This is a genomic window from Rahnella inusitata, assembly GCF_018288855.1.
Taxonomy (GTDB): Bacteria; Pseudomonadota; Gammaproteobacteria; order Enterobacterales; family Enterobacteriaceae; genus Rahnella; species Rahnella inusitata.
This window is the reverse complement of record NZ_CP065024.1, coordinates 1,113,445-1,131,673: the sequence shown is the minus strand read 5'-3', so window position 1 is coordinate 1,131,673 and position 18,229 is coordinate 1,113,445. Positions and strand designations below refer to the sequence as shown.

Below are 18,229 nucleotides of genomic sequence, written 5' to 3'. Positions count from 1 at the left end.
TCCCCGGTATTTTATTTTACCTGACGCTTCTGATATTCACCGGCAGCCTTCACAAAGCCTGCAAACAACGGGTGACCATCACGCGGCGTAGACGTAAATTCTGGATGGAACTGGCAAGCCACAAACCACGGATGATTTGGCAGCTCGATGATTTCCACCAGTTGCTTATCGCCAGAGCGACCGGCTACGCGTAAACCTGCGGCTTCGATTTGTTTCAGCAGCATATTGTTCACTTCGTAACGGTGACGATGGCGTTCAACTATTGTCGGTTCGCCGTACATCTCACGAACCAGGCTACCGTCGCTCAGATGACATTGCTGCCCGCCGACGCGCATGGTACCGCCTAAATCACTGTCTTCGGTACGTACTTCAACGTTACCGTCTTCATCTCGCCATTCGGTGATCAGCGCCACCACAGGGAATTTACAGTCTGGCACAAATTCGGTGGAGTTGGCATTTTCCATACCCACTACATTGCGGGCGAACTCCATGAGTGCCACCTGCATACCCAGACAAATGCCCAGGTAAGGAATGTTATTTTCACGTGCATAACGAGCGGTTGCGACTTTGCCTTCCACACCACGGTAACCGAAGCCACCAGGGATAAGGATCGCGTCCAGACCTTTGAGCACTTCAACACCACGGGTTTCGACATCCTGAGAGTCGATAAGTTTAATGTTCACGGTCAGACGATTTTTCAGGCCGCCGTGTTTGAGCGCTTCAATCACAGATTTATAAGCATCTGGCAGCTCAATGTACTTACCGACCATACCGATGGTGACTTCACCACCCGGATTGGCTTCTTCGTAGACAACCTGTTCCCACTCGGAAAGATTCGCTTCCGGCGCACTCAGGTTAAAGCGCTTACAAATATAGTCGTCCAGACCCTGAGATTTCAAGAGGGCCGGGATTTTATAAATGGAATCAACATCTTTAAGAGAAATCACCGCTTTTTCTGGCACGTTACAGAACAGCGCGATTTTGGCGCGTTCATTCGCAGGCACTGCGCGATCGGAACGGCAGATCAGCACGTCTGGCTGAATACCGATAGACAGCAGCTCTTTTACGGAGTGCTGAGTCGGTTTGGTTTTCACTTCACCGGCAGCGGCCATGTAAGGCACCAGCGTCAGGTGCATATACAGCGTGTGCTCACGGCCCACGTCTACGGCCATCTGGCGAATCGCTTCCAGGAACGGCAGGGATTCGATATCACCCACAGTACCGCCAATTTCCACCAGCACAACGTCGTGGCCTTCGCCGCCTTCGATGATGCGTTCTTTGATGTTATTGGTGATGTGCGGGATAACCTGAATGGTTGCGCCGAGATAGTCGCCGCGGCGCTCTTTGCGCAGCACGTCAGAGTAAATACGGCCAGTGGTGAAGTTGTTACGACGGGTCATTTTGGTGCGAATGAAGCGCTCGTAGTGACCGAGGTCCAGATCCGTTTCAGCGCCATCTTCGGTTACGAAGACTTCACCGTGTTGGGTCGGACTCATGGTGCCGGGATCCACGTTGATATACGGGTCCAGTTTCATCATGGTCACGTTAAGGCCACGGGCTTCGAGAATAGCCGCCAGAGAGGCTGCGGCAATGCCTTTACCCAGAGAGGATACGACCCCGCCGGTCACAAAAATATAATTAGTTGTCATGCTGAACCTGAGAGGTTAGGTTTAAAGATGATGGAGTAACCAAGACGGGAAAACAGTATACCGGAACCTTGTGTGCGCCACAAATAAACGTTTTGCTGCCCATCATCGTTTTCCTCAGCGTCAGTTCAGAAAAGTTAACCTTTCCAGACTTTTTCTCTCATTCTTTCAAAAACAATCAGTTAGCGGATGAAAATGACGCAACTGTTCGCATGACTCATTGAAACATCTTAGATATCAATTTCTTGGACTTTACCACGCTCAGATCAGGCTTTTAGCGGCTGACTGATACTGAGCTTAACCGTTTCAGCAAATGCAGATCTTGTCGCCGATCAAAGTCCGGGCACCGGTTTTACGGCTTCTCACTCTTCTTTACCTGCTGCCACGCGGCTTCCATCTGATCCAGGGTGGCGTCTTCCATACTCAGCCCCTGCTCACGGATAATGCTTTCCACATGACGGAAACGGCGCTCGAATTTACGGTTCGCGGCCTGCAATGCGTCTTCTGCTTTGTGCCCCAGATGACGGGAAAGATTGACCGTCGCGAACAGCAGATCGCCAATTTCTTCGCCGAGCTTTTCTTCGTCAATCACCGCCTGACGCGCTTCAAACATCACTTCATCGATCTCTTCATAGACTTTATCGAGCACCGGCCCGAGCGTAGTCCAGTCGAAACCGACGTTTGAGCAACGCTTCTGAATTTTGTGCGCTTTCATCAGCGCAGGCAGTGCGGAGGGGATGTCATCGAGCGCCGAATGCAGGGATTTCTCCGCCCGCTCCTGCGCCTTGCGCGCTTCCCATTTCACCAGCACGTCTTTGCTACTGGCGTCTTTTGACCACGCCGCTTCATCGCCGAAAATTTGCGGATGGCGACGTTCAAGCTTATCCGAAATCGCATTGCAGATATCGTCGAAGCCAAACAGCCCCTGCTCGCTGCCCATTTGCGCGTAAAACACCACCTGAAAGAGCAGATCGCCCAGCTCATCGCGCACGTCGTCGTAATCTTTACGCGCAATGGCATCCAGCACTTCATAGGTTTCTTCCAGCGTGTACGGCGCGATGGTCTCGAAGGTTTGTTCTTTATCCCACGGACAACCGGCTTGCGGATCACGCAGGGTTTTCATAATAGCCAGAAGCCGATCCAGATTATTGTTCATACAAAAGCACATCTCACTTTTATCATTAAAGTATTTACTCTATATAACAGATAATAATCCGAAATAAAAATTAAAACATTCACTATAAAAAATTCATAATGACATCATAAAAAAATCAAAGTGATTTTTTTAATTGATATTAATTCAAGGAACCACTAATTATTTGTTGGCAACAACCTAAACATGAGGAAGTTATTATGTCATTTCAAGATATCAACCTTTACCAAAATGGGACGCCTATTGTTTCCCCTGGCGATACGGTAATTGTTCCCTTCACCTTTGTTTCCACAGGAATAGACAGCCCAGGCTCAAGAATTCATGCTATAGCACCCAAGCACTGCCATATATTAGCAATGTCTGTTTATTCTCCTTCTAAAGTCGTCATCGCAGAGGACGGATTATCGTCAAACATCATTAATGCAAATGGGGGTGGGTGGAATGCAAACAGAAGCATCACACTGTCAGTTGATGCAGATGCTCCGGACAACACGGTACTGTCTGGCGGGAGTTTAACTTATTATAGCTCTGAAAATGTTCCAGGTTCATCATGTCCTTTACTGATTAATACTGGTGCAGAGATAAAGCCAATCACTGTAAGTTATGAAAAAAGAGGTTCCTGGCAGGACTGGGAAACACAACAGTGGATATATAGCTACCGTATTAATTTAACCTCAGCAAAAACAAATATTTCCAACTGGCTGGTAGCATTTGATAATTTACCCGCCGGTTCAGAAATAGTTAATCCACAAACATTATGGGTGACAGTTTTGGCAAATGGTACTGAAGGCACTGTCGTGCTTGAAGCACCACAAGAAGGTACGCATATCATTATGCCTGATACTATATTAAGCATTGATATCGAAATTAAGTATTCCGGTACTGATAATGATGTGGAAAGATATAGTCAGCTCTATAACTTAATCGCCTATGACCTCACAGAGGTCTGATTATTGAAATAATTTTTAGTGAGGGGGCTCCCCCTCACTAAAAAACCCATCACAAAATCAGTTGCCGTGCAGGCGTTTGGCGTCAATGACGTCCGGCAGCTGGTTCAGCTTGGCGATCACGCGCCCCAGCACCTGCGGGTTGTAAATTTCGATATCCATATCGATGGTCGCCAGTTGCTGCTTGGTATCGCTGCGGCTGGCAACGCCCAGCACGTTGACCTTCTCGTTGGCGAGGATGGTGGTGATATCGCGCAGCAGGCCGCTGCGGTCGTTGGCGACCACACGCACCACCAGCGAATACCCGCTGGAGTAGCTTTCACCCCATACGGCGTCTACCACACGCTCTGGCGCATTCAGGCGTAAATCTTCCAGCTGATCGCAATCAGCCCGGTGGATAGAAATCCCCCGGCCCTGCGTGATGTAACCGACGATTTCATCACCCGGTATCGGCTGGCAACAGCGCGCGATGTGGTGCATCAGATTGCCCACGCCTTCAACCACCACGCGGCCATTGTCTTTACTGCCATTGCGTTGCGGTGCTGGCGTGGTTTTCTGCGTCAGCTGACGCATCGCCTCTTTATCCAGCTCTTCCGCACTCGGCTTTTTAAGCTGCGATTGCAGGAAGTTGACCATCTGGTTGATGCGGATGTCGCCGTTACCAATCGCAGCCAACACTTCGTCGAGCGAATTGACGTTGTAGCGCGGCAGCAGCAGTTTTTCGGCATCCTTGATGCTGATATCCATTCGATCGAGTTCGTCGTCGAGGATCTGCTTACCGGCGATAATATTTTTGTCGCGATCCTGTTTACGGAACCAGTTCTGGATCTTCGAGCGCCCGCGGCTGGTGGTGACATACCCGAGACTCGGGTTCAGCCAGTCACGGCTTGGGTTTGCGTGCTTCTGGGTGATGATCTCAATCTGATCGCCCATTTGCAGCTGATAGGTAAACGGCACAATGCGCCCGCCGATTTTCGCCCCGATACAGCGGTGACCGACATCGCTGTGGATGTGGTAAGCGAAGTCGAGCGGCGTCGAGCCGGTTGGCAAATCGATAACGTCGCCTTTTGGCGTAAACACGTAAACGCGGTCGTCGAAGACCTGACTGCGCACTTCGTCGAGCATTTCGCCCGAATCGGCCATTTCTTCCTGCCACGCGATAAGTTTACGCAGCCACGCGATGCGACCTTCGTAGCCACCGCTGCGGCCACCGACCACGGCGGTACCTTCTTTGTATTTCCAGTGCGCCGCGACGCCAAGCTCTGCATCTTCGTGCATCTGGCGGGTACGGATCTGGACTTCCAGCGTTTTACCGCGCGGCCCGAGCACCACGGTGTGGATCGACTGATAGCCGTTCGGTTTCGGGTTGGCGACGTAATCGTCGAACTCATCCGGCAGATGCCGGAAATGAGTATGCACAATCCCTAACGCCGCGTAGCAATCCTGCAGACGCTCCACCACGATACGCACGGCGCGCACGTCGAACAGTTCGTCGAAGGAGAGGGATTTTTTCTGCATCTTGCGCCAGATGCTGTAAATATGTTTCGGACGGCCATAGACATCGACTTTAATGCCCTCTTCGCCCATCGCATTTTTGACAGTAGAAACAAAATCATCGATGTACTGTTCACGGTCGATACGACGCTCATGCAACAGTTTCGCAATGCGTTTATATTCATCAGGATGCAGATAACGGAAGCAGAAATCTTCCAGCTCCCATTTGAGCTGGCCGATACCGAGGCGGTTCGCCAGCGGAGCATAAATATTGGTACATTCCTTCGCCGCCAAAACGCGCTCTTCTTCCGGCGCGTCCTTCACTTCACGCAGATGCGCGATACGTTCGGCGAGTTTGAGCACCACGCAGCGGAAATCTTCCACCATCGCCAGCAGCATCCGGCGGACGTTGTCCACCTGCTCCGGCGCCATGGAATCATTGTGCGTGGCCTTCAGCTGGCGGATGGCATCCATATCGCGCACGCCGTGCACCAGATCGGTAATACCTTTACCAAACTGCTCGGTCAGCGTGTCTTCATCGATGATGCCGTCATCGACCAGCGGGAACAGCAGCGCGGCGCGCATACTGTCGTTATCCATACTGAGGGTCGAGAGGATTTCAACCATCTCAAGACCGCGCCACAGTAAAAGCGACGCGTCCTGATGGCCCTGCGTTTGTTGCTCGCAGTAGCGCCAGGTTTCGGCTAAACGGTCACATGACTGCTGGCTGGACAGCCCTAAACTGTTAATCCAGTCGTCGAGCGCAAACTCGCCAGCCGTGTTCAGATGTGCACTTCTTACCGCAACCATACCCTCTCCCTACGTGTCTGACACAACCCCGGTGTCAGATGGGTTGATAAACAGAGCCATCGATTCAAGGTGCCCGGTGTGCGGAAACATATCCAGCATACGAACCTGAGCCAACCGATAACCCGCCTCCAACAAAATTTTACTGTCCCGAGCCAATGTCGTGGGATTGCAGGACACATACACCACGCGCTGCGGGGCAAGCTTAACAATATGCGCCATCACGCCGGCCGCACCGCCCCGCGCAGGATCGAGCAAAACTTTATTGAAGCCTTGCGCTGCCCAGGGTTGCTGACTGACGTCGTCCTCCAGATTTTCGTGGAAGAATGACGCATTTTCTAATCCGTTAATCCGGGCATTATCTTGCCCATTCGCCACCAGTGTAGCAACACCTTCAACTCCGACAACCCGCTTAGCTCTTTTTGCCAGTGGAAGGGTGAAATTTCCCATTCCGCAGAATAAATCCAGCACGCGGTCTTCCGGCGTCAGCGCCAGCCATTCGAGCGCCTGCGCCACCATTTGCTGGTTTACGGCATCGTTAACCTGAATAAAATCACGCGGACCGAAATTCAGCGCCAGGCCATCAATCTGATAAAAAGGGACGTCGCCACACAAACGTTCCAGCGTATCGCTGTCGGGTGCCAGAAAAATCGTTAACTGATGCTTTTGCGCAAACGCCGTCAGGCGGGTGCGATCGGCTTCGCTGAGCGGATCCAGATGGCGCAAAACCAGCAGGGCACCGCTGTCCGCCAGCACCATTTCCAGATGCCCAAGGCGTTTAGCCGCCGTCAGCGAGGCCAGACATTCCTGCACCGGCACCAGCAGTTGCTCGAGCTCAGGGCGCAACACCGGACAGCGGGTGACAGCCACCAGATCGTTCGAACCTTCCTGTCGGAATCCCATCACCAGCGGCCCGTTGCCGGGTTTACGCCCCGGCTTAGCGCCGGCAATTTGCAATCCAAGACGCGCACGGCGGCGATAACCGTATTGCGGACCGGCAATCACAGGTTGTTCATCAGCCTGAATGCCGGTTTCACGGGAAATCAGCCGCAGCAGGGACGCCGATTTACTGCGCTGCTGCAACGCCTCACTGGCGTGCTGTTGCTGGCAACCGCCGCAGGTGGAATAGTGCGGACAGGCCGGTTTGACGCGATCGGCGCTGGTGGTCAGCAAACGTTTCAGCCGCCCTTTGGCGTACTTACTTTTATCTTCTGTTAAGATCACTTCCGCCTGCTCGCCGGGCAATAAGCCACTGACAAACACGGCTTTGCCGTTATGACGTGCAACACCCTGCCCGAAAGCATCAAGGTCGGTGGCAGTCACAGTTATCGTTTGCCGGGTCGTCACACGGCGGTTCGGAGAGTAGAATTGAGCCATTATTGTCGATTGCACGCTGGTTTATTAAGCTTACTTTAGGTAATTCTCCCACATTGGAACCTCATGACCAAATATAGCCTTCGCGCACGGATGATGATCCTGATTCTGGCACCGACATTAATGATCGGTTTGCTGCTCAGCACCTTCTTTGTGGTGCACCGATATAACGAGTTACAGAATCAGTTGATCGACGCCGGAGCCAGCATTATCGAGCCACTGGCCGTCGCGAGCGAATACGGGATGACGTTCCGCGAACGCGAACCGGTGATACGTCTCATCAGCCGACTGCATCGCAATCATTCCAACATTGTCCGCAGCATCAGCGTGTTTGATGGCGACAATAAACTGTTTGCCAGTTCGAACTCCCTGCGCGAATACACTCCTTTACAGGTTCGAAGCGTTAAAGACATTCCCCGCGAACTGACGCAGATGCGCCTCGGCGACTCCCTGATTTTGCGCACGCCGGTTCAGGCAGAGAATCACACGGAGGCCGATGACGCCTCTTTCAGAACCTCTCCCGAACACAATCTCGGCTATATCGCTATTGAGCTGGATATCAGCTCGGTGCGGCTGGCGCAATATCAGGAAGCGTTCGTTTCCACCATGTTGTTACTGCTGTGTCTGGGCATCGCCACCCTGTTCGCCTATCGGCTGATGCGCGACGTCACAGGGCCTATCCGGAATATGGTGAACACCGTTGACCGCATCCGTCGCGGGCAGCTCGACAGCCGCGTCGAAGGCACGATGCCCGGCGAACTGAGCATGCTGAAAAACGGCATCAACTCGATGGCGATGTCGCTGACGGCGTACCACGAAGAAGTACAGCAAAATATCGATCAGGCCACGTCAGATTTGCGCGAGACGTTGGAACAGATGGAAATCCAGAACGTCGAGCTGGATCTGGCGAAAAAACGCGCGCAGGAAGCGGCGCGTATCAAATCCGAATTCCTCGCCAACATGTCACACGAACTGCGTACACCGCTTAACGGCGTCATTGGTTTCACGCGCCAGACCCTTAAAACGCCACTGTCCCCCACGCAGGCAGATTACCTGCAAACTATTGAGCGCTCAGCCAATAATCTGCTGACCATCATTAATGACGTGCTGGACTTTTCGAAGCTGGAAGCGGGCAAACTGGTGCTTGAGCACATTCCTTTCTCACTGCATGAAATGCTCGATGAAGTGGTTATCCTGCTGGCACACACCGCACATGACAAAGGGCTGGAACTGACGCTCAACGTTCACAATAACGTGCCGGAAAATGTTCTCGGTGACCCGATGCGTATGCAGCAAGTGGTCACTAACCTGCTGGGGAATGCGATTAAGTTCACCGAAAACGGCAACATTGATATCAATGTTGAGCTGCGTTCGCAGAATAATTTGCAGGTCGAACTGGAAGTGCAGATCCACGACACCGGCATCGGTATTTCCGAGCGGCAGCAGTCGCAGCTGTTCCAGGCTTTCCGTCAGGCCGATGCCAGTATTTCTCGCCGTCACGGCGGCACCGGTTTGGGGCTGGTGATCACTCAGCGGCTGGTGAAGGAAATGGGCGGCGATATCAGCTTCTACAGCCAGATCAATCGCGGTTCGACTTTCTGGTTCCACGTCACGCTGGAGCTCAATGAAAACCGCCATGTGACGCCGGTTTCCATGAGCTCGCTTGAAGGTAAACGTCTGGCCTACGTCGAAGCCAACCCGGCGGCGGCGAAAGCCACTATGGAAATTTTGCAGGCAACGCCGCTGGAAGTGACCCACCGCACGTCGCTGGCCGCATTGCCAGAAAACTATTACGACATGATGTTGTGCAGTATTCCGGTCAAACAGGATCAGACGCTGGCCGATTATGACGACAGATTAAAACGGGTGCTGGGCATGACGCGTCACCTGCTGCTGGCGCTGCCAAGCCAGTTCCAGGTTGATGCCGAAGAGCTAAAACGGCGCGGCGTACAGGCCTGTCTCATCAAACCAATGTCCAGCATCCGTCTGCTGCCATTGCTGTTAAAAGAGCAACAGCCGGTGGTTCGGATCCTCGGTTCAGAGGAAACTAAAACCTCGCGCCTGCCGCTGACCGCGATGGCCGTGGATGATAATCCGGCGAACCTCAAACTGATTGGCGCGCTGCTCGAAGAACTGGTGGAAACCACCGTGCTGTGCCACAGCGGTGAAGAAGCGATTGAAGTCGCCCGCCACACCGATCTGGACATCATTTTGATGGATATTCAGATGCCGGATATCGACGGCATCCGCGCCAGCGAAATCATTCATCAGATGGCGCGCCACACCAGTACACCGGTGGTGGCCGTCACTGCCCATTCGCTGAGCGGCGAACGTGAACAGCTGCTGAAACTCGGTATGGACGATTATCTGGCGAAACCGATCGACGAATCCATGCTGAAAAATGTGCTGTCGCGCCATTACTCGCATCAGAATCAGTTAGATTCCCCGCTGCAAACTCAGGAAGATCTCGCGCCGAACAGCACGCTCGACTGGCAGCTGGCACTGAGTCAGTCCGCCAATAAAGTCGCACTGGCGCAGGATCTGTTGCAAATGCTGGTGGAATTCCTGCCGCAGGTTGCCGAACGCGTCGATGCCGTTGCACGCGGTGAAACCGATAACGACATTCTGGCGCTTATCCACAAACTGCACGGCAGTTGCAGCTACAGTGGCGTCCCGCGTCTGAAACAGCTTTGCTATTACATCGAACAGCAACTGCGTCAGGGCGTGAGCGTGGAAACGCTGGAGCCGGAATGGCTCGAACTGCTTGATGAGATTGAAAATGTGAAGCGAGCTGCGGTGGCATATTTACCGAGGTAAAAAGAGCCGGAGTGAGGAGTTTCAGGTAAAAACATAACGCCCGGCTAATTCCGGGCGTTTTTATGCGTTGAACGCCGGTTAAAACCAGGTCGTGACAGCTCCGGTCACATCCCATTGCTCGTTCACCAACAGCAGCTGACGCCATTTATCAAATGTCAGACATGGATGGCAGATATCAAACACCAGCATGTCACCGACTTTCAGATCGGCATTTTCCGGGACTGACATAAATGCATGCTGATCCATCATCGCATAAACTTTCCAGTCATCGGGGGCAGGGACGACCGTGGTATAGCCGGCCTGCGTGGCACTCCGCGGGCGGAAATGACCGGCGGCTTTCGGGTATCCGGCATCGTAACCGGCGTCACGCTTGCCGAAAGCAATGATCGCCCTCCCCGGTTCGGGCAAGGACTGCACTGCCGCCCAGACCTGCAGCGCGGGCTGTAAGCTGCTGTTCATTTCGCGCGCTACCGGATTACTGGTTTGCATCCTCTCCAGCGCGGCCTGATACGCACCCACATCGTGCGTAACGTAGCAGCCGGAGCGCAGAATAACGTCCAGCTGGTAACGTTTTTCGTTGTCGAGATGGGGATCTTCACGCGTCAGCTCTTCGGCCACCACGTCAAACCACGCAGACCCTGCGCCGGTCAGCATCACCTGCGGTTCAGAGAATTCACCTGCCTGCGCCAGCGCTTCGGTACGCGCAACAACGTGACGCAGGAAGGCGCGGATCGCCGCTTCGTCATTACTGACGCCCTCATAGAGCTCAACACCCACCAGCGCCAGCGACTGCGGCCAGCGCTTCACGGCCGCCAGCACTTCCGCCTCCTGCTCGCCGGTGCGGATACCGGTGCGACCGCCCTGAATGCCGTATTCGAACATGACGCGCAGTGTCAGTTGCTGGCTGGCAAAATAGTGGCCGAGCGAATCAACGTTATCGGCGGAATCGACAATGCAGGAAAATTCAAAATCAGGATCCTCACGCAATAATCCGGCGATAATCGCCATGCTGCCTTTGCCGATCAGCTGGTTCGCCATAATCACTTTGCGCACGCCGTGCTGGAACGCCACATTGACCTGCGGCGCGGTCGCGAGTGTGATGCCCCAGGCGCCGAACTCCAGCTGCATCTGGTACAACTCCGGGCTCATGGTCGTTTTGCCATGCGGCGCGAGTTTCAGCCGATAGCGCTGAATAAATTCGCGCATCCACGCAAGATTGTGTTCGATTCGCTCCTCAAGCAGTACCGCCACCGGCAGGCTGACGTCCTCGCGCAGGATATTCCAGCCCTGCTGACGGATATCACCCATGCGCGCATCTGCGCTGACTGGCCCTAATCCTTTGGTTCGTGTATTGACCGGCTGCTGCGAAAAATCAATCTCTGACATGGCGGGGTTCCCGTTGCGATTTGATTCTAAAAACTAACGTAAAATCGCCGGGAATAAAATACAAAAACCGGTGCAGGCTGGGGCTGAACACCGGTTTTTTAATGACGTATTGTTGCTGATTCTTTCCGTTAATACGTTCTCAGAGCTTTTGCGATAACTTAATGGTCGCGGCAATATTCCGTGCTGACTTACGCAGATTATCTGCGGCATTTTTCAGAGCATCGTCCAGCGTACATACGCTGTAGAGCACGCTGAAAACGGCATCCAGCCCGTGAGCGTAAACCACATCGACATCTTTAGTCAGGCTGCCCGCAATACCGATCACCGGTTTGTTATAACGCTTGGCGACCCGCGCCACGCCGATCGGTACTTTGCCATTGATGCTCTGACTGTCGATACGCCCTTCGCCGGTGATCACCAGCGTCGCGTCTTTGACCAGCGCATCCAGCCCCAGTGCATCGGTGACAATTTCGATGCCCTGACGCAGTTCCGCGCCGCAGAATCCGTATAACGCCGCGCCCATCCCCCCTGCGGCCCCTGCGCCAGGAACATGCTCAACGTCGATGCCCAGATCCTGTTTAATCACTTTCGCGTAATGATGCAGATAGCCGTCCAGCTGCTCAATCATCTCCGGCGTGGCGCCTTTCTGCGGGCCGAAGATGGCGGAAGCGCCGTCTTTTCCGGTCAGCGGATTAGTCACGTCGCAGGCCACTTCGAAGCGGCATGTTTTGACTCGCGGATCCAGCCCGCTGATATCAATGTGATGCAGCTTCTCAAGCTCGCCGCCGCCCTGGCCGATGGACTGGCCTTCTTTGGTCAGCAGCTTCGCGCCCAGCGCCTGCATCATGCCAGCCCCGCCGTCATTGGTCGCACTGCCGCCGATGCCGATGATGCAGTGTTTCACGCCGTGGTCGAGCGCGGAGTGGATCAGCTCGCCCGTGCCGTAAGAGGTGGTTTTCAGCGGATTACGCTGCGCCGCTGGCACACTTTCCAGCCCGCTGGCGGCAGCCATTTCGATGAACGCGATTTTCTCATCGCCGGAAAGACCGAAGAAGGCCTCGAGCGGGGTGCCCAGCGGCCCGGTAACCTTGACTTTCACCACGCGCCCGCCGGTGGCGGCCACCATCGCTTCCACTGTGCCTTCGCCGCCGTCGGCGACCGGCAGTTTGATATACTCCGCGTCAGGGAAAATCTCACGAAATCCGCTTTCGATGGCCTTCGCCACATCCAATGCAGACAAACTTTCTTTGTATGAATCCGGTGCGATCACTATTTTCATAAAGTCATTACCTTCATAAACTGCACGCGCCGTTGTGGAAAAGCGTCCTGTCAGTTTTGCATTCTGCCAAAAGGGCTACGCGACGCGATTTACTGCTCATCGGGCCGCGCGATCCCCCTGACTAACGGGTAACTTCAACCTTCGCTAAGTTTTCATAATAGCGTGCAATGGCGCTGTGGTCAGATTGCCCGTGACCATCCGCTTTCAATGCCTGCATCATTTCCATGACCAGCGAGGTCAGAGGCAGTTGCGCACCCACGCCATGGGAAGTGTCGAGTGCATTGGCTAAATCTTTGATATGCAAATCAATACGGAATCCAGGTTTAAAGTTGCGATCCATCACCATCGGCGCTTTGGCTTCCAGCACGGTACTGCCTGCCAGCCCGCCACGGATCGCCTGGAAGACAAGATTAGGATCTACGCCTGCTTTGGTTGCCAGCACCAGCGCTTCCGACATCGCCGCAATGTTCAGCGCCACAATGACCTGATTGGCCAGCTTGGTGACGTTGCCCGCGCCGATATCGCCGGTATGCACCACGGAACCGGCCATCGACTTCATGATTTCATAGCATTTATCAAATACGGCTTTCTCGCCGCCGACCATCACTGACATGGTGCCGTCGATGGCTTTCGGCTCCCCACCGGAGACCGGCGCATCGAGCATGGCGATCTGCTTCGCCGCCAGCGCTTCGCTGATTTCGCGGCTGGCCAACGGTGCGATAGAACTCATGTCGATAAAGATTGTGCCGGGGCGTGCGCCTTCAATCAGGCCATTTTCACCCAACGCCACGTCTTTGACCTGCGGTGAGTTAGGCAGCATGGTAATGATTACATCAGACTGTTCAGCGACTGCTTTCGGCGTGTCGGCAGCGGTGGCGCCCAGCGCGACAATTTCGCCCACGGTGTCGAGATTGCGGTCCATGACCACCAGTTCATAGCCTGCTTTGAGCAGGTTTTTGCTCATAGGCTTGCCCATGATGCCTAAACCAATAAAGCCAATTTTCATTCGGATATCCTCAGAGTATTGATGTGATGAGATCACTTGGTGAAGCGATCACACAGCGCCTGCGTACCTGCGCGATAAATGCCTAAATCACTGCCAACGGCCACAAAGGTCGCGCCCCATTCCATATAACGGCGTGCATCGGCTTCAACCGGTGCCAGAATGCCGCTGGATTTTCCGTGCGCTTTTGCACGGTCGAAGATGTGGCGGATGGCCGCCTGCACTTGCGGGTGTCCGGCGTTGCCGAGATGTCCCATGCCTGCGGCCAGATCGCTTGGGCCGACAAAAATGCCGTCGATGCCGTCGGTGGCGGCAATCGCATCAAGGTTATCGACGCCCTGCTGGCTCTCGATTTGCACCATCACCGTGATGTTGTCGTTGATGCTGGTGAAGTAATCCGCCACGGTGCCAAACATATTGCTGCGATGGGAAACGGATACGCCACGGATCCCTGCTGGCGGATAACGAGTAGACGCCACGGCGCGCTCGGCCTGCTCCTGCGTTTCCACGAAAGGAATGAGGAAGTTGTAAAAACCAATATCCAGCAGACGTTTAATCACCACCGGCTCATTGAAAGGCGGACGTACAACCGGCGCGCTTTTGCTGCCTTTCAGCGCCATCAGCTGCGGCACAAAGGTGCTGATGTCATTCGGTGCGTGTTCGCCGTCAAGCAGCAGCCAGTCAAAACCTGCGACCCCCAGGACTTCCGTGGCAATCGGGTTGCACAAGGCGGCCCAACAGCCGATCAGCGTTTTACCTTGCAATAAATCCTGACGGAACCGGTTTGGAATCATTGGATTACTCATAGATGACCTCGTTATAGGGCGGGCGCGGAATTTCCGTCAGCCCGCCATCGTAAATTAGCTTTTCTTAAGTTCGAGACGTTTGATCTCACCGACAACCAGCAGGTAACACAGCATCGCCATCAGCGCAGAGCAACCGACGAAAATCAGGGCCATATTGAAAGAATGCAGACCTTTGACGATGTAACCGATAACCAGCGGCGTGACGATAGAAGCCACGTTGCCAAAGACGTTGAAGATGCCGCCGCACAGCCCGATGACTTCTTTCGGCGCGGTATCGGCAATCACCGGCCAGCCCAGCGCACCAAAGCCTTTACCGAAGAACGCCAGTGCCATCAGGGTCACCACCAGTGCGTTGTTATCCGTGTAATTACATAAAATGATGCTGGTGGCTAAGAGCATGCCCAGGACAATGGGAATTTTGCGCGCCACTGTCAGTGAGAAACCGCGTTTGAGCAGATAATCAGAGAACACGCCGCCCAGCACGCCACCGGCAAAGCCGCACAGCGCGGGAATTGCTGCAATCATCCCGACTTTAAGAATAGACATCCCCTTTTCCTGAACCAGATAAATTGGGAACCAGGTCAGGAAGAACCACGTAATACTATTAATGAAGTACTGACCGAAGAAGATCCCCAACATCATGCGGTTGCTCAGCATCTGGCGGACGTAACTCCATTTTGGGCCACCTTGCGTGCCGTCGGTTTTCTTGTGGTCAATATCGACTACAGCGCCGCCGTCTTTCAGAAATTCCAGCTCGCTTTTAGAAATTCCCGGATGTTCCGGCGGGTTGTGGATGAACTTGATCCACACCAGCGTTAGCACAAAACCGAGCACACCCATCACGATGAAGACATGTTCCCAGCCCCAGGCGTAGGTCAGCCAGCCGAGCAGCGGTGAGAACAACGCGAGCGAGAAATATTGTGCAGAGTTAAAAATCGCCGAGGCGGTGCCGCGCTCTTTGGTCGGGAACCAGGCGGCCACGATGCGGGCGTTGGCCGGGAAGGAAGGTGCTTCAGAGAAACCCAACATAAAACGCAGAATGAACAGCGTAAGCGCTCCGTATGCCAGCGGGAACCAGCCGACAAAGCCCTGCAACAACGTGAACAGTGACCAGAAAAACAGGCTGTAGGAGTAGACTTTTTTGGAACCGAAACGGTCCAGCAGCCAGCCACCGGGCAGTTGCATGATGAGATAAGCCCAGCCGAACGCGGCGAAGATTTGCCCCATATCAGCGGCATCCAGGCCCAGCTCACGCGCGACCTCGGTACCGGCAATCGAAAGCGTTGCACGGTCGGCATAATTTACCGCCGTGATAAGAAAGATAATCAGCAAAATATAATAGCGAATATGTGTTCGCGTCTTACTTTGCGCCAGTACTCGGGACTGGGAATGAACGCTCATGGTGACCCTCATTTTACTAGTACGGAATAATTCGCAGGGAAATAACGGTTATCGAAATAACTTTTTTCGCTTCGCCTGCTGGCTTCCTTTATATGAGACAGGCATTTCGTCGTGATTTATCCATGCCTGAAATTTACCTGTATTGCTTTCAACGCGACCTTCAGAGGGCAAACACAGTATAAAAAATGAGGGCGGAAATAACACTGTGCATTCGCCCAAGAATACGCCGTACGATGACGACTATTCTTTTGCATCCACACATCGTGGTGGGAGGATAATCACAGTTCACACGGGTTCTGAAGGCCTGCAAAACAAAGGGTGATATCCGTCACATCTATTCTGTCACCTGCCACACAGAATGACGTTCCGCGGGCGAAAAGCTGGTCAGTTGCACAATGAGGTTCCCGGACAGCTGCTTTATAATAGGGGCATACCCTGTAATGCCGGAAAGACAAAACGTTAACATTTGTACGCGACCACTTCAGAGAATTAACCGAAGGATCTTTTTTCGGGATGTTTAATAAACGCGGAGACAGTTATGTCACGTAATAAAGATAAAGAGCATGCAACAGACGCACTTTTCATTAAAGTTCATGAAAGCGATAACGTTGCCATTATTGTGAACGATAACGGTTTAAAAGCCGGCACCCGATTTTCAAATGGTCTGGAATTAATTGAGCATATTCCGCAAGGTCATAAAGTGGCTTTAGAACCGATTGCCAAAGGCGGCGATATCATTCGTTATGGCGAAGTGATCGGTTATGCCGTGAGGGAAATTCCGCAAGGCAGCTGGATTGACGAATCGCTGGTCGAATTGCCCGTTGCACCGGAGCTCGCCAGTCTGCCGCTGGCGACACGCGTTCCCCCGGCCTTACCGAAGCTTGAGGGCTACACGTTTGAAGGCTATCGCAACGAAGACGGCAGCGTGGGCACCAAAAACCTGCTCGGCATTACCACCAGCGTGCATTGTGTAGCGGGCGTGGTTGATTACGTGGTGAAAATTATCGAGCGTGATTTACTGCCGAAATTTCCCAACGTGGATGGCGTCGTTGCGCTGAACCATTTGTACGGCTGCGGAGTGGCTATCAACGCACCGGCAGCGGTCGTGCCAATCCGCACCATCCACAATCTGGCGCTCAACCCGAACTTTGGCGGTGAAGTCATGGTGGTCGGTTTGGGCTGCGAGAAACTACAGCCGGAACGTCTGCTGGAAGGCACACCCGACGTGCAGGCCATTTCGCTCGACGACACTCACATCGTCCGTTTGCAGGATGAACAGCACGTCGGTTTCCAGTCGATGGTGGACGATATTCTCACCGTGGCACAGTTCCATCTCGAGCGCCTGAACCGCCGTCAGCGTGAAACCTGTCCAGCGTCAGATCTGGTGGTCGGTATGCAGTGTGGCGGCAGCGATGCTTTCTCCGGCGTGACCGCCAACCCGGCGGTCGGCTTCGCCTCGGATCTGCTGGTGCGCTGCGGTGGCACGGTGATGTTCTCCGAAGTGACCGAAGTACGCGACGCAATCCATCTGCTCACCCCGCGTGCTGCGGATGTCAGCGTCGGCAAACGCCTGCTGGAAGAGATGGCCTGGTATGATAATTATCTGTCGCTCGGGCAAACCGACCGCAGCGCCAACCCGTCTCCGGGCAACAAGAAAGGCGGACTGGCGAACGTGGTCGAAAAAGCGCTTGGATCGATTGCGAAATCCGGCACCAGCGCGATTTCTGAAGTGTTGTCACCGGGACAGCGTCCGACCAAAAAGGGGCTGATCTTCGCCGCAACGCCCGCCAGTGATTTTGTCTGCGGCACGCAGCAACTGGCTTCAGGTATCACCGTTCAGGTCTTTACCACCGGACGCGGTACGCCTTATGGCCTGCTGGCCGTACCGGTAATCAAAATGGCGACCCGCACCACACTGGCTAACCGCTGGCATGACCTGATGGACATCAACGCCGGTACCATTGCAACGGGCGATGCAACTATCGAAGACGTCGGCTGGGAGCTGTTCCACTTCATCCTCGATATCGCCAGTGGCCGCAAGAAAACCTGGTCAGACACCTGGGGCATTCACAATGCGCTGGCAGTGTTTAACCCGGCACCGGTGACCTGATTATCA

Annotated in this window: 12 protein-coding genes; 3 read left to right on the top strand and 9 right to left on the bottom strand. The window is 53.9% G+C overall.

All coding sequences use genetic code 11. The features are described 5' to 3' along the window. Positions 1–11: 11 nt before the first annotated feature. Positions 12–1,649: a glutamine hydrolyzing CTP synthase gene (gene pyrG, locus I2123_RS05300; protein WP_112164686.1), complete on the bottom strand. Its 1,638-nt coding sequence runs from the start codon at positions 1,647–1,649 to the stop codon at positions 12–14. A 349-nt stretch (positions 1,650–1,998) separates the two neighbouring features. Then, entirely contained in the window at positions 1,999–2,802 is an 804-nt protein-coding gene (gene mazG / locus I2123_RS05295; protein WP_167457508.1) for a nucleoside triphosphate pyrophosphohydrolase, read from the bottom strand. A 197-nt stretch (positions 2,803–2,999) separates the two neighbouring features. On the opposite strand from mazG, the gene I2123_RS05290 reads away from it, so the two are divergent. Further along, on the top strand, positions 3,000–3,749 hold the full coding sequence (locus I2123_RS05290; protein WP_213051942.1) for a hypothetical protein: 750 nt from the start codon (positions 3,000–3,002) through the stop codon (positions 3,747–3,749). A 57-nt stretch (positions 3,750–3,806) separates the two neighbouring features. On the opposite strand, the gene relA is transcribed toward I2123_RS05290, so the two are convergent. Continuing rightward, positions 3,807–6,050: a GTP diphosphokinase gene (gene relA / locus I2123_RS05285; RefSeq protein WP_112164683.1), complete on the bottom strand. Its 2,244-nt coding sequence runs from the start codon at positions 6,048–6,050 to the stop codon at positions 3,807–3,809. A 9-nt stretch (positions 6,051–6,059) separates the two neighbouring features. Further along, positions 6,060–7,424, bottom strand: a complete 1,365-nt coding sequence (rlmD, locus tag I2123_RS05280; protein ID WP_112164682.1) for a 23S rRNA (uracil(1939)-C(5))-methyltransferase RlmD — start codon at positions 7,422–7,424, stop codon at positions 6,060–6,062. Between the two features lie 63 nt (positions 7,425–7,487). Here rlmD and barA point away from each other — a divergent pair, with 63 nt between their 5' ends. Continuing rightward, entirely contained in the window at positions 7,488–10,238 is a 2,751-nt protein-coding gene (barA, locus tag I2123_RS05275) for a two-component sensor histidine kinase BarA (protein ID WP_213051941.1), read from the top strand. A 78-nt stretch (positions 10,239–10,316) separates the two neighbouring features. On the opposite strand, the gene I2123_RS05270 is transcribed toward barA, so the two are convergent. The 5 genes from I2123_RS05270 to I2123_RS05250 form a co-directional block, all read right to left on the bottom strand. Then, positions 10,317–11,624, bottom strand: coding sequence for an amino acid deaminase (locus tag I2123_RS05270; RefSeq protein WP_213051940.1), 1,308 nt, complete (start codon positions 11,622–11,624; stop codon positions 10,317–10,319). A 139-nt stretch (positions 11,625–11,763) separates the two neighbouring features. After that, positions 11,764–12,903, bottom strand: a complete 1,140-nt coding sequence (locus I2123_RS05265; protein ID WP_213051939.1) for a glycerate kinase — start codon at positions 12,901–12,903, stop codon at positions 11,764–11,766. A gap of 121 nt (positions 12,904–13,024) precedes the next feature. Beyond that, positions 13,025–13,915, bottom strand: coding sequence for a 2-hydroxy-3-oxopropionate reductase (gene garR / locus I2123_RS05260; RefSeq protein WP_208640472.1), 891 nt, complete (start codon positions 13,913–13,915; stop codon positions 13,025–13,027). Between the two features lie 26 nt (positions 13,916–13,941). Then, positions 13,942–14,712, bottom strand: coding sequence for a 2-dehydro-3-deoxyglucarate aldolase (gene garL, locus I2123_RS05255; protein ID WP_112164677.1), 771 nt, complete (start codon positions 14,710–14,712; stop codon positions 13,942–13,944). Between the two features lie 54 nt (positions 14,713–14,766). Then, complete coding sequence (locus tag I2123_RS05250; RefSeq protein WP_112164676.1) at positions 14,767–16,113, bottom strand: MFS transporter; 1,347 nt, start codon at positions 16,111–16,113, stop codon at positions 14,767–14,769. A gap of 538 nt (positions 16,114–16,651) precedes the next feature. On the opposite strand from I2123_RS05250, the gene garD reads away from it, so the two are divergent. Next, complete coding sequence (garD, locus tag I2123_RS05245; protein ID WP_112164675.1) at positions 16,652–18,223, top strand: galactarate dehydratase; 1,572 nt, start codon at positions 16,652–16,654, stop codon at positions 18,221–18,223. Positions 18,224–18,229: the final 6 nt, after the last annotated feature.

Coding starts and splice junctions, on each gene's coding strand:
- pyrG (WP_112164686.1), bottom strand. CDS start 1,649: ATGACAACTAATTATATTTTTGTGACCGGCGGGGTCGTATCCTCTCTG.
- mazG (WP_167457508.1), bottom strand. CDS start 2,802: ATGAACAATAATCTGGATCGGCTTCTGGCTATTATGAAAACCCTGCGT.
- I2123_RS05290 (WP_213051942.1), top strand. CDS start 3,000: ATGTCATTTCAAGATATCAACCTTTACCAAAATGGGACGCCTATTGTT.
- relA (WP_112164683.1), bottom strand. CDS start 6,050: ATGGTTGCGGTAAGAAGTGCACATCTGAACACGGCTGGCGAGTTTGCG.
- rlmD (WP_112164682.1), bottom strand. CDS start 7,424: ATGGCTCAATTCTACTCTCCGAACCGCCGTGTGACGACCCGGCAAACG.
- barA (WP_213051941.1), top strand. CDS start 7,488: ATGACCAAATATAGCCTTCGCGCACGGATGATGATCCTGATTCTGGCA.
- I2123_RS05270 (WP_213051940.1), bottom strand. CDS start 11,624: ATGTCAGAGATTGATTTTTCGCAGCAGCCGGTCAATACACGAACCAAA.
- I2123_RS05265 (WP_213051939.1), bottom strand. CDS start 12,903: ATGAAAATAGTGATCGCACCGGATTCATACAAAGAAAGTTTGTCTGCA.
- garL (WP_112164677.1), bottom strand. CDS start 14,712: ATGAGTAATCCAATGATTCCAAACCGGTTCCGTCAGGATTTATTGCAA.
- I2123_RS05250 (WP_112164676.1), bottom strand. CDS start 16,113: ATGAGCGTTCATTCCCAGTCCCGAGTACTGGCGCAAAGTAAGACGCGA.
- garD (WP_112164675.1), top strand. CDS start 16,652: ATGTCACGTAATAAAGATAAAGAGCATGCAACAGACGCACTTTTCATT.